14 protein-coding genes and 1 other annotated feature (1 of these 15 cut by a window edge) are annotated in these 12,620 nt (G+C 33.8%); of the genes, 3 read left to right on the top strand and 11 right to left on the bottom strand.

The window, feature by feature from the left end; genetic code table 11:
• Positions 1 to 107, bottom strand: a sequence feature (ribosomal protein L20 leader region) (it extends 36 nt beyond the left edge of the window).
• Between the two features lie 124 nt (positions 108 to 231).
• On the top strand, positions 232 to 888 hold the full coding sequence (locus BW731_RS08510; RefSeq protein ID WP_079347331.1) for a pentapeptide repeat-containing protein: 657 nt from the start codon (positions 232 to 234) through the stop codon (positions 886 to 888).
• A gap of 50 nt (positions 889 to 938) precedes the next feature.
• Here the strand turns inward: BW731_RS08510 and BW731_RS08505 are convergent, their stop codons facing one another.
• Complete coding sequence (locus BW731_RS08505; RefSeq protein WP_071456381.1) at positions 939 to 1,139, bottom strand: cold-shock protein; 201 nt, start codon at positions 1,137 to 1,139, stop codon at positions 939 to 941.
• 275 nt (positions 1,140 to 1,414) lie between these two features.
• On the opposite strand from BW731_RS08505, the gene BW731_RS08500 reads away from it, so the two are divergent.
• The gene (locus tag BW731_RS08500; protein WP_079347329.1) at positions 1,415 to 2,800 is read left to right on the top strand and encodes an ISNCY family transposase; all 1,386 of its coding nucleotides are present in this window, start codon (positions 1,415 to 1,417) and stop codon (positions 2,798 to 2,800) included.
• A gap of 138 nt (positions 2,801 to 2,938) precedes the next feature.
• Here BW731_RS08500 and dhaQ read toward each other — a convergent pair whose 3' ends face one another.
• From dhaQ to dhaK, 5 genes are all read right to left on the bottom strand, one after another.
• Positions 2,939 to 3,928 carry a DhaKLM operon coactivator DhaQ gene (dhaQ, locus tag BW731_RS08495; RefSeq protein ID WP_079347327.1) on the bottom strand — a complete coding sequence of 330 codons (990 nt, stop codon included), beginning with the start codon at positions 3,926 to 3,928 and terminating at the stop codon, positions 2,939 to 2,941.
• 103 nt (positions 3,929 to 4,031) lie between these two features.
• The gene (locus BW731_RS08490; RefSeq protein WP_079347325.1) at positions 4,032 to 5,165 is read right to left on the bottom strand and encodes a glycerol dehydrogenase; all 1,134 of its coding nucleotides are present in this window, start codon (positions 5,163 to 5,165) and stop codon (positions 4,032 to 4,034) included.
• A gap of 16 nt (positions 5,166 to 5,181) precedes the next feature.
• A complete protein-coding gene (gene dhaM, locus BW731_RS08485; RefSeq protein ID WP_079347323.1) occupies positions 5,182 to 5,550 on the bottom strand; it encodes a dihydroxyacetone kinase phosphoryl donor subunit DhaM in 369 nt (122 codons plus the stop codon).
• Entirely contained in the window at positions 5,551 to 6,129 is a 579-nt protein-coding gene (gene dhaL, locus BW731_RS08480; protein ID WP_079347322.1) for a dihydroxyacetone kinase subunit DhaL, read from the bottom strand.
• A gap of 16 nt (positions 6,130 to 6,145) precedes the next feature.
• Positions 6,146 to 7,135, bottom strand: coding sequence for a dihydroxyacetone kinase subunit DhaK (gene dhaK, locus BW731_RS08475; protein WP_079347321.1), 990 nt, complete (start codon positions 7,133 to 7,135; stop codon positions 6,146 to 6,148).
• A 166-nt stretch (positions 7,136 to 7,301) separates the two neighbouring features.
• On the opposite strand from dhaK, the gene dhaS reads away from it, so the two are divergent.
• Positions 7,302 to 7,793, top strand: coding sequence for a dihydroxyacetone kinase transcriptional activator DhaS (gene dhaS, locus BW731_RS08470; RefSeq protein ID WP_158080187.1), 492 nt, complete (start codon positions 7,302 to 7,304; stop codon positions 7,791 to 7,793).
• 105 nt (positions 7,794 to 7,898) lie between these two features.
• Here dhaS and BW731_RS08465 read toward each other — a convergent pair whose 3' ends face one another.
• From BW731_RS08465 to BW731_RS08445, 5 genes are all read right to left on the bottom strand, one after another.
• Positions 7,899 to 8,858 (bottom strand): IS30 family transposase, encoded by a 960-nt coding sequence (locus tag BW731_RS08465; RefSeq protein ID WP_079344899.1) that lies wholly within the window; start codon positions 8,856 to 8,858, stop codon positions 7,899 to 7,901.
• A 64-nt stretch (positions 8,859 to 8,922) separates the two neighbouring features.
• Positions 8,923 to 9,594, bottom strand: coding sequence for a tRNA (guanosine(46)-N7)-methyltransferase TrmB (gene trmB, locus BW731_RS08460; RefSeq protein ID WP_079347317.1), 672 nt, complete (start codon positions 9,592 to 9,594; stop codon positions 8,923 to 8,925).
• Positions 9,595 to 9,645: 51 nt separating this feature from the next.
• Positions 9,646 to 10,431, bottom strand: coding sequence for a phosphotransferase family protein (locus tag BW731_RS08455; RefSeq protein ID WP_079347315.1), 786 nt, complete (start codon positions 10,429 to 10,431; stop codon positions 9,646 to 9,648).
• Between the two features lie 90 nt (positions 10,432 to 10,521).
• The gene (locus BW731_RS08450) at positions 10,522 to 11,751 is read right to left on the bottom strand and encodes an ABC transporter permease (protein WP_079347313.1); all 1,230 of its coding nucleotides are present in this window, start codon (positions 11,749 to 11,751) and stop codon (positions 10,522 to 10,524) included.
• Entirely contained in the window at positions 11,751 to 12,485 is a 735-nt protein-coding gene (locus BW731_RS08445; protein ID WP_079347312.1) for an ABC transporter ATP-binding protein, read from the bottom strand. The genes BW731_RS08450 and BW731_RS08445 overlap by 1 nt, the downstream gene beginning before the upstream one ends.
• Between the last annotated feature and the right edge of the window lie 135 nt (positions 12,486 to 12,620).

Here is a 12,620-nt window from a genome sequence, read left to right as displayed (position 1 = left end):
AAGACCCCGCACCAAAATAGTGTTTGATAAAAATATCAAAACTAAACGTTATCTAGCCCAACAATTTTTATTGTTAAGGCGAGAAGCGGGTGCTTCTGCTTTGATTTCTCAACTTCTTCATTGTATAAGAATTAAATCTAAAAGTCAACATTTTTTTGATTAGCTATTTTTAAAATATGTTATACTTAATTTAAAATTGACGTTTTTACTATTTGAAAGGTTGGATGATACATGAAACGAAATCACCCTATTCTAATAAAAGATAAACTAGAAGATAAAGCATGTTTTCCAGAAGATTTATCTAATAATACCCTTGATAATTTACAATTTATGCATGTTACCAAAGAAGATACTGCCCAAATTAATCGGTTAATCCTTGATAAAAATCATTGGCAAAAAACGACATTTTCCAATCAACAGTGTGAGGCTATTGAAATTAGCGACACGATTTTTGATTCCTGTGATTTCTCCAATACGGAATTGATTGACAGTTCGTTTCATCGTGTTCTGTTTAAAAATTGTCGTTTAACTGGTGTTAACTTTGCTGATTCTTACCTAAGTCACTGCGAATTTAGGCAATGTACTATGCCTTACACCTCTTTTAACTTTGCTAAAATTAGATATACAGGATGGTTATCTTCTGACTTATCCCTTTCTGAGTTTTCTGACTTAGATTGGAAGCATTGTGAATTTAATGACTGCCACCTTGAAAATTCCACTTGGCTAAACACTACTTTTTCTGGATTAAATTTATCTAGTTGTCACTTTGAACAGCTATACTTTTCTCCTGATAAAATACAAGGACTTATCGTAAATATGGATCAAATGATTAGCATTGGTTTAGCTCTTGGTATGGTAATCGACGAGCCACTTGATTCAAGCAAATAAAAAACCACTTAAGAATTAACTTAAGTGGTTTTGTTTAATTAAAAGTTAGATTAAGCTTTAACGATGTTAGTTGCTTGAAGTCCACGTTGACCTTCTTCAACATCAAAAGTCACTTCTTGACCTTCTTCTAAAGTTTTGAATCCGTCACCTTGGATAGCTGAGAAATGTGCAAATACATCTTCTCCACCTTCTTGAGTGATAAAACCAAAACCTTTTTCAGCGTTAAACCATTTTACAGTTCCGTTTGCCATGTTGTGTTTCCTCCTTATTATCGCGTAATCATATACGCATATTTTGTTGCAATAAATGTGACGCTTAATAGGAGAAATGTAAACAGAATGTTAATTTTCCTAAAACGAATCAAATATACTACGCTTATTAATATACCATGACTTCCATTTAAATACAACCCTTTTTATAAAAGAATTTTTTTCATATCATTCGAAAGTGATAATGTCCTAAGTAGGTCGAAAGACAAAATGTCCCAAAATGATAAAATAACTTTATGAAAAGGATAAATCTAACAATGAATGAAACCAAAAAGTATCAAGTTATTAAAGCTGTCGCTGAAAATAAAAAACAAAAAAAGAGAGCTAGTGTTGAACTTAATTTATCTATACGACAAATTAACCGTTTAGTGAAATCATACAGGGAAAATGGTAAATCAGCATTTGTCCATATAAATCGAGGGAGAAAAAATAAGCACTCTGTGCCTGAAAAAGTAAAACAACAAATAATCACTAGTTATCAATCGTTTAGTATTAAACCAAATATTAAGCATTTTACTGAAATACTGAAAAACGACCATCATATCTGTTATACAGATACTACAATTAGAAGCATCCTGTACAAAGAAAAAATACTTTCACCAAAGGCTCAAAAAAAGACAAAAAGAAGACTCAAACAATTAATAAAGCAAGAAGGTCAACAAACCAAACAATCAGAGAACCTATTGGTTCCAAGAGCTGAAGACTACCTAGAACTCCCTGAAAAGACCCATCCTAGTCGACCTAGAAAAAAATACAAAGGAGAATTAATTCAATTAGATGCTAGTTCATATAATTGGTTTGGAAATCAAATAACTCATCTTCATTTAGCTATTGACGACGCATCAGGTAATATTGTTGGCGCTTATTTTGACCAACAGGAAACGCTCAATGGTTATTACCATGTTCTTCATCAAATTCTGACAAAACAAGGGATTCCTGCCACTTTTCTAACAGATAAACGAACCGTCTTTGAGTACAACAGAAAATCAACAAAAGCTGTAGAAGAAGATACGTTCACGCAGTTTGGGTTTGCTTGTCATCAATTAGGTATTGACATAAAAACATCCTCTATTCCTCAAGCAAAAGGTCGTGTAGAACGTTTAAATGGGACAGTGCAATCAAGATTGCCTGTTGATCTTGAGATAGCAAATATACATTCTATAGAGGAGGCTAATCAATTTCTATCTGTATGGATTCGAAAGTTTAATCGACAATTTGGTCACAAAACTGCAGAAAGTGTTTATGAAACTTCTCCTACAACAGCTGAAATTAATTTATTACTAGCTACTGTCTCTCATCGTATAGTCGATAATGGCCATCATATTAAGTATCAAAATAAATTTTATCTTCCAACGGAAGGTGGTAGCGACAAATATTTTACAAGGAAAACGAAAGCATTAATTATAAAAGCTTTTAACGGGGAGATTTATGTTAATATAGCAGAAAAAATTTATCCTACTAGACGATTAAAAAACCACGAGACCTATTCAAAAGAGTTTGATGGGGTTTCTTCAGATATAAAAAAAGAAAGACGCAAGTACATTCCACCACAGTCACATCCGTGGAAACTTGAGTCTTTCAAAAGGTATCTTCAAAGTATTGACCGTACTATCGAAGAATATGAGGCTGAAAAAACAGCCTGAAACAAAAAGTACCTTATTTTACCAATAATGGTCACATTAGTGCAAGTTTTACGCAGTAAAGATTGCGCTAATGTGAGCCCTCATTTTGGGACATTTTTATTTTCGATTGACACCCTTTTTATAAAAGAATTTTTTTCATCACCAAGCAAAGGCATTAGTTGGTTTTTTGAGATACTCTAACCAACTTTCTTCGGTAATTTCTAAAAGAGTCAATGAAATTCCAGCCATATTAGTTGATGTCATATAATTTCCTGTTTTAGCATAAACAACCGTTACACCCTCTAACTTTAATAGCCTTTTGACATCATTTGAAAAAACATACTGCTCCATTACCGTCGTTGTGCCCAAACCATTTACAAGGATTGCAAATCTTTTATTAGTATAATCATCATACTGAACGAGTAATTTATTTAATAGTTCATTAGCCAAATGTTCTGACGAATGAAATGGTTCACTTCGGTATCCTTCCTCACCATGAATGCCAATACCAAATGAAATCATATCTTTTTCTAAGGTAAAGTTAGACGTTTCTCCAGTTAAACTTGTCCCACTTGATAAAGCAACTCCTAGACTATTCATCGAGTTGATGACTTTTTCTCCTATTGAAACTAATTCATCTAATGATTTGCCTTCACTAGCTGCTGCTCCTAGTATTTTATGTACAAAAACAGTTCCAGCGACACCTCGACGTCTTTTTTCAAAACTTCCCGTTTCAACTGAACAGTCGTCGTTGACAATCACATGGGAAACATTATGACCCGCTTCTTTCGCTTGCTTTTCTGCTTGTAAAAAATTATTTACATCAGCTTCGAAATTTTTTATGACTAATAAAACACCTTTACCTTGATCTGTTTTTTGAATGGCCTCAAACACTTCTTCAGCTGTCGGCGGAATAAATATTGGTCCACTTACTGAAGCATCAAGCATGTTTTCTCCAATATACCCAAAATGTGCTGGTTCATGCCCACTTCCACCACCACTAATAATTGCGACACGATCTGGCGTCAACTCTTTGCGTAATAATATACCTGTTTTAGGAATTCTTTGTAAGATATCTTGATGAATGTATGCCACACCATTTAAAACTTGTGAAACAGTATCTTTTGGTTTATTGATAATCCGTGTCATAACATCCCCCCTTCTTCTTTTTCCTTCCTAGTCTAACATAAGTATATAAAACAATAAACAGCCAGAACATAGGGCAATCTGGCTGTTTAAAAACTTTAAATCATTATTTATGTTTCGCTTTGTAATCACGACCAATTTTATCTGCTGCAATAATGGCAGCCGCAACTTCTTCTTCAACAATAGGGAAAGGCATAGAATGAATTGATTCTTCAGGTATACATGCTTTTTCAGCCACTTCCATTGCTTCTTCAAATGTAATACTTTCCACACCAATATCTTCTAAACAAACTGGTAAGCCAATTGATAAACTAAAATCAAGTACTTCATGTAATTCTTTTTGTGAGGCATTTTCTAAGACTAATTGACAAATCACACTAAAGGCAACTTTTTCACCATGGAAGTATGAATGAGTTCCTTCTAATGCTGTTAATCCGTCATGAATCGCGTGAACAGCAGCTAAACCACTACTTTCAAATCCTAAACCAGATAATAAGATATTTGTCTCAACAATATTTTCTAATGCTGGTGTCACAACGTTATTGTCACATGCTATTTTGGCACTGTAGCCATTTTCTAGTAATGTTTCATAACACACTTTAGCTAATGTATAAGCGGCAATCGTATTTTTAGCTGGTGCTGTTTCTTTTGTCACATAACCATTTGGTAAACCAGCGTTAACATTTGAAAATGAATTCGCTGTTGCACGAGCTTCAAATAATGTTGATAACGCATCCCCCATACCTGACACTAAAAATCTTGTCGGAGCGTTTGCGATAATTGTGGTATCAACCATGACCACGCTTGGGCTTTGTTTAAAGTAAGCATAGTCATCAAACTCACCATCTTCAGTATATAAAACAGCTGAATGACTTGTTGGCGCATCGGTTGCAGCAATTGTTGGCACAATAATTAAATTATCTCCTTCAGCTACACATTTTGACGTGTCAATGGCTTTACCACCACCTAAACCAATCACACAATCTGCTTTGTTTTCTTTTGCAAAAGCTTGTAATCTTGCTACTTCACCACGCGAGCATTCACCATTAAAATGACTCGGGATAAATGTTATACCAAATTTTTCTGCTGTTTTATCTAATTTTTCTTGCACACGATTAATATCGTCTTGATGTGCGATTAAAAGGGCTGTCTTTCCAAATGTTTTAACATAATAACCTAAATTCAGTAATTCATCTTCACCTTGTACGTATTTTGATGGACTAATAAATGCTTTTCTCATGATCTTTCCTCCTAGATTATTTAACCTTTAATTCGCTCAATTGTTCTTCAATGGTTTTTATATCAGCACCAGCTTGTATTAACGCGGCCGCTGTATAACTACTTTCAACTAATGCTGTATCATATAAAATGACATTTTTATCTGTCATGTCCATTGCTAATTCCAAGTTCATTTTGGCACTTCCTAGGTCATAAAAGGCTAGGATAGCATCTGCTTCATTTGCTTCAAATGCTGACATAATCGTTTCAAAACTTGTTCCAATACCATTATCTTCTAAACCGCCAGCTATCGTGATTGAAACGTCTTTGGCTACTTCTCTGATTAAACGTGTAATACCTGTTGTAATCTCTGATACATGCGATACTAATACGATTCCTAAACTCATCTATTTCACTCCTGCTTCTATCATAGCTTCAAATAGGTAACTACTTGACATAGCACCTGGATCAATGTGTCCAATTGAACGTTCACCTAAATAAGAGGCACGTCCTTTTGTTGCTTTCATCTCTTTTGTTTCTTCGGCAATTTCTTTCACTTTTTCTTCTGTTAAAGAACCGTCTTTTAGGGATTCAATGACACGTGACCAAGTATCAAGCATTGTTTTTTCACCTGGTTCACTTTTTCCACGTTTTTGGATTTCACTCATGCCACCTTCTAAAATCGTCACTAAATCATCTGATTTCATTGATGCTTTTGTCATTCCCATAAAAGCAGAACCATATAAAGGACCAGATGCACCACCGACTTTACTAATTAACGTCATAGCCGCTAATTTAAAGACCTCTGTTGGTGTGTCAGGATTTTTTTCTTCGATAGCTTTCATCATTTCACTTGTTCCACGAGCCATGTTAGCACCATGGTCGCCATCTCCGATTGGTGTATCTAGATCACTTAAATACGCTTTGTTTTCGCCAACTTTATCTGTAAACAGTTGTAACCAATTTATAATTTGTTTTGCTTCCATACATTTCTCTCCTTTTTTACCACGCAATTGTTGTAACAGGTGCTTTCAATGCTTCTGTCCATTCAGGTGTATCTATGTGAATCATAGTTAACGATAAACCTTCCATATCAATTGATGTCATAACGTCCCCAACTTTTTTAAAGTCAACAATTAATCCATCTTCTTCTAATAAAACTTTCACATCATTCATGAAAACAAATTGTTCCATTAATGGTGTTCCACCTAAACCATTCACTAACACACCATATTTATCGCCAGATTTCCAGTTAAACTCATCTTTTAGTTTCCCAACTAGTTCTTCAGCTAGTTTTCTTGATGATTGTAATTTTTCTTTGCGATACCCAGGTTCTCCATGAATTCCAACTCCAAATTCAATTTCGTCTTCTTCTAAAACAAATCCTGGTTTCCCTACAGCTGGAACTGTTGCACCAGTTAACGCTACACCTAATGTTTTAATTTCTTTAACTAGTTTGTCGCCAATTTCTTTGATTTCAGCTAAACTTTTACCTGATTCAGCGGCATGACCTAAAATTTTATGAACTAAAATGGTTCCAGCGACTCCACGTCGACCAGCTGTATAGGTACTATCTTCTACCGCAATGTCATCATCAACTAATACTGTTTCAACTTCAATGCCTTCCATCTCAGCTAAATCTTTTGCCATTTCAAAGTTCATCACGTCACCAGAGTAATTTTTAATGACTAACAATACTCCAGCACCATCATCAGCAGCTTTGATTCCTTCTAATACTTGATCAGGAGTTGGCGAAGTGAAAATCTCTCCACAAACAGCAGCACTTAACATTCCTGTCCCTACAAATCCAGCATGAGCAGGTTCATGACCACTTCCTCCACCACTAACAACTCCTACTTTACTACCTGAAATATTTTTCTTAACAATCACATTTGTTTCAGGAACACGTGTCACTAAATCACTATAAGCATAAGAGAGTCCTTCAAGCATTTCATTTAATATGTCATCTGTTTGATTTATAATTTTTTTCATCTTTGCTTCCTCCATTTTCTTATCTATGACTGTATTATATAAAGAAAAGGCTTTCTTTGTAATGGACACTTTCTATCATGTGTCCGCTTTCAAAAAGAAAAAGTTATTTGTCTTTTTCTTTTCACCTTGTTATTCTATAGTCAATGGAAATAAAAGGAGGTCTCTCATGGCGTCACCTGGTTCTTTAATTACTAAAAAAGTCATCGCCTATTCACTAAAAGATTTATTAAAGACGACTCCCTATCAAAAAATATCAATAAAAGATATTATGTCTCACGCTGAATATAGAAGACAAACATTTTACGATCATTTTACTGACAAAGATGATTTAATTGTCTGGATATACCAACAAGAACTAACAGAGATTGTGCAACATTTTGTGACTTACGACCATTGGACGGTTATTATAAAACGATTAGTCGATTATTTTGAAAAAAATCAAGTGTTCTATCAAAAAACGCTTCTTGAATCCTATGTTTTTGATGCACAACTATCAAATCAACTTGAGCACTTCATTTACTATTTACTCACACATCAAACTAACCAACAGGATTTATCATACAAGCCAAAAGAAACCGCAACTTTTTTTCTTTTGCCATCACTGGTACTATCAAAGACTGGTTGTTTCATGATTGCCAATTATCAAAAGAGGCTATAACAGAGCTTATTATTAATCAACTCACCGTTCTTTTGCCATCAAATAAAACAGACATCTCCGTACTATGAGTGTGTCCGAAAATGTCTGTTTTATTTATTTCATTTGTCAAATTAAGCTAGACAAAATATCGTTGTCTACATAACTCAAAAATACTTCCAATGGTGTTTTATAGTTTAATGATTTTCTAGGAATATTATTTCTTTTAGAAGCGATAGATTGGATAAAAGATTCCTCAACTTTGTTGAAATCCATTTGTTTAGGTAATCCATCTTTACGTAATAACCCATTAGAGTTTTCATTTAAGCCACGTTGTGATGGTGTTCCTGGATCGGCAAAATAAATATCAATATCATTTAGATTGCTGATTGATTTCCAATTAGAAAATTCTTTACCACAATCGAATGTGATTGATTTAAATAGATGGCATGGAAACTTTTTAAACCAATTATTTAAACTATTTTCGATATCTATTGCTCGTCTGCCTATTGGTTTTAACGTAATAATCACTTTCGATAGTCTTTCAACGAGTGTGATAACAGCACTTTTATGATCTTTTCCAACAATTGTGTCACCTTCAAGGTGACCAAATTCATTATTAAAGAGTTGATAGTCCTTATTACGTTGATGGATGGTTCTTTTAAAGGCTTGTTTACCTCTTTTTTCTTTATAACCATTCGCTTTCCTTTTACCTTTCATAGGTAATGCGGTCAAATCAAACAGTCCTTGCTTAAATAATCTATAAAGAGTACTGATAGAACATGAGATAGGAAACTCAGCACGACCAATAATGACATCTGGAGTCCATCCTTGAACAACCTTCTTTTGAATGTATTCTGTTTCATTATCAGATAAAGAAATAGGACGCCTGCCACAATTCTTTTTATTATTTTTGTATCTTTTATAGTAATCTAGTGCAGATAATCCCTCATCAAAAGCTTTGTAAACATTATAGATAGTCTGTTTTGCTCGTTTCAATTGTTTCGCAACGTATGTTCCTTTTTTATTTTGATGGTAATAAGCTTCTATCAAAACTAGCTCGTCTGTAGTAAGATGTGTATAGGTCATTTGTGATCACTCTCCTTGTTTTCTTTGGTTGGAAATACAATTTGAGTGTATCACAAATGATTTTTTAGTTGTCTAGCTTAATTTTACAATCGGCGTTATTATTAAATGTCGCTTCTAAACGATAAATAGGCTGCCCTTTGGCTGAAAATTTTTCTTCATATTCGGTCATGATGTTTCCTTCATAATCACTATGATGTAGATCTAGCCAAACTTGATTTAAAGTCATCCCATATTGCGACAGACTTGCTAGTGAATACTCAAACAACCCTTGATTATCTGTTTTAAAATGAAGCTGAGCGTTTGGTTTAGAGATAGTTTCATATGTTTTCAAAAATGTTTTAAACGTTAAGCGACGTTTTTCATGTTTTTTCTTTGGCCATGGATCTGAAAAGTTTAAATAGACTTGAGACACTTCACCATCTGCAAAAAAGTCAGTTAAATCAGCTCCATTAACTAGTAACAACTGTAAATTGGGTAGTTTTTCCTCTAATTGTTTTTCTAGTACTGATATCATGGCGTTCGTTTGAAGTTCGATACTAATATAATTGATATCAGGATGAGCTTTTGCCATCTCCACAATAAATTGGCCTTTTCCACTTCCCACTTCAATATGAATTGGTTGCTCTTTTTCAAAACGGTCTTGCCATTTTCCTCTCCACTGGCTACCATCAGTCAAAATATACTGTGGATTAGCTATAATTGTATCCATTGCTCCTGGTTTGTTTCTTAAACGCATCGTTTTTTCCTTTCTATAAAATAGCCCCTTGACATAAAGTCAAAGAGCTACTTAAATATCATATATTTTTTTTAATAGAGAAACATAGCTAGACATTTGTTTAAACTCTTCTCTATGGTAGCTTCTTTTAATTTGTTGCAACAAATTCATACCAGCATACCAATGGACTCGCTCTAGTAGCTCATCATCAACTCTGATGCCGTATACCTGTAGCCAATCTGGCCAACTCTCTTTAGAAACATATTGTCCAAGAATTGTTCCTAAATCATAGGCTGGATCCGATAAAACAGAATAATCCCAATCTACTAAATATAATTCCCCATTAGACGCAAGCATCCAGTTATTATGTATCGCATCCCCATGACACGCAACAAATTGAACCGATGTATAAGGCGGTAGATGATTTTCTAAATGACGAAATACTCGCATCAAATAGTCATCCTCTTTTAAGTCTTTAGGTAGATTAGTTATATAATCTTGTAAAAAATCAAAAACTGACTTTTCTGCACCGTCCATTCTCTTCAACATTGACTTCAGTGATTCTGATTGATGTAAATAGTGCAACATATGTGCAACATCTTCATTATCAGAAATCTCATCTACCTCTAATTGCCGTCCTTCTAACCATTCTTGTGCAGTCAGTATGTCGCCATTACTTGTCCTTTTTGTCCAAAGCAATTTTGGTGTTAATCCTTCACGAGATAATGCGGCCAAAAAAGGAGTTGAATTACGCTTAATAAAGACTCTCTCATTTTCCTTCATACCCTTATAAGCTTTTCCGGTATCTCCTTTGATTGGTTGGAGATTCCAGGCTTTATCAAAATTAAACATGTTCATTACTCTCCATCATTATCCTTTACTCACCTTTACCATCGTTTCGCTGACCTATTTCGAAAACTCAGTATAACATATTTTCTATTAAGTTTTTCACCTATTTTCCATTTTTTCCATTTTTTTTAGTTTCATTGGTAAGTAACTCCAAGATAATAAAACAAATACCATAACAAATACTAAAGCTAGTTTAATACCATCTAGCTTATTTGGCAAAGCAACTACTACTACTAGACTAAATATCAATGTCATGATACCAATGACACTTCTAATAATAAATAAAACTGCATTGTGCTTTAATTTATATGAGATAGGATATAATTGCGTCATTAACATATAATCAAAGGCGTGATACATTGGTATCAATTGAAATCCTAATAAATAAATAAACAAACTACCTAATATTGCCATCAACCAAAATGACTTAGTAAAAAACAACAAGACCATCCCGACAAGAATTAAACGAATCGTTAAACTACTATACTCAGAACCTCGAGCTACTACTCTGGCATATAGATAAAGATACGTATTCTCTGATGTTTTTTTCATTCGATTTAGCAAGCCATCTAAATATTTTCTACGACGTACATCAGATGACAACCCTGGTACATCTGTAAATAAGTTAAAGAACGAATAAAGACGTTTCATACGTTTTCTCTCAAATTGAATACTTTTTTCCCAGTTTAATTGGCTACTTTCAAGTGTTTTTTTACTCAACATCACTAATATCATACTGATAACAAATGCTATCATCACACCAATAAAATATGACACATACAAACTGCAAAATAAACTTCCAATTGCCCCTACTATCCAAATGATTCGGTGAGTTGTTACGTTTTGTCCAGAATCAAGATACATTGATTCTAATTGAATCCAAAGATCTGCATATTTTAAAGCTAATAAACTAGCTATAATAAATAGTGTCATAGAAAAATCAACTGACTTGGTAATAGCCACTAACGGAAATGTTACACCAACAATTAATGATATCGCAATAGCCGGAAAAATGGTTGAATAGTTCAGCCCTCTTTTTAAGTAGTTTGTCATCGCTCTTTCTTTTGGTATTAAAAAGACAGCATCTGCTTCTTGCATTAACGTGCTTAACCTTCCCACAAATAAACTAATAAACCAGACTAATCCAACGACAATTGGCATCCATGACACTGCTGGCGTCAAGGTCTTTAAATATTCAGAATAATAGTAGCCAAAACCACCTAAACCTACCATACAGATTAAAATAAAATGGTCATTCATAACATATTTTAAATATTTGAGCATTCTTTTTTGATGTTTAGCCAGTCGTAACTTATAAAAATCTAACATTAGTTCTCCTCCTCTTTTGTGAGGGATAGATAAATATCATCTAAAGAAGAACCTGGTAGATGAAACTCTTCACGTAACTCCTCCATCGTACCATTTGCTCTAACTTCACCATTATGTAAGACAACAAATCTGTCACAATATATTTCTGCAGTCGCTAAAATATGTGTTGACATCAAAATTGCTGCCCCTTGTTTTTTCATTTCATTCATTAATTCAAGTAAAGCATTAATTGCTAATGGATCCAATCCTAGAAATGGTTCGTCGATGATATACAAACTTGGTTTAGTTAAAAAGGCACACAAAACCATCACTTTTTGTTTCATCCCTTTTGAAAAGTGAGTTGGAAACCAATCTAATTTATTATCTAAACGGAATAGTTTTAATAGATACTCCGCTCTTTCTAATGCCTCATCTTTTGGAATGTCATAAGCCATAGCGGTTACTTCAATGTGTTCTCTCAATGTCAATTCATCATACAATATTGGACTTTCTGGAATAAATCCAATTTTCTTTCGATAAGAGTCTGGTGCACTAAAAATCGTCTCATCATCAATTGTAATTTTTCCTTTTTGTGCATTTAAAAGGCCAATAATATGTTTGATCGTAGTACTTTTACCCGCACCGTTAAGGCCGATTAAACCAACCATCTCTCCAGATTTCACTTCAAAATCAACCGATTTTAATACAGGAACATGACCGTAGCCTCCTGTTAAGTTTTCTATTTTTAAACTCATTATTTTTCCTCCAATATATACTAGAATAATTATATCATAATTCGTTCATTTACTTGCTTTTTTTTAATCTCATCTCTCCAAACTTTCAAATCAATTGTTATAGTGGTACACTGTAGCTAAAATCCAATCAAATTA

Origin of the sequence: Vagococcus martis, from assembly GCF_002026305.1 — a bacterium.
Lineage (GTDB): Bacteria > Bacillota > Bacilli > Lactobacillales > Vagococcaceae > Vagococcus > Vagococcus martis.
The sequence above is the reverse complement of the archived record's forward strand: the minus strand, read 5'-3'. Positions and strand labels throughout refer to the sequence as shown.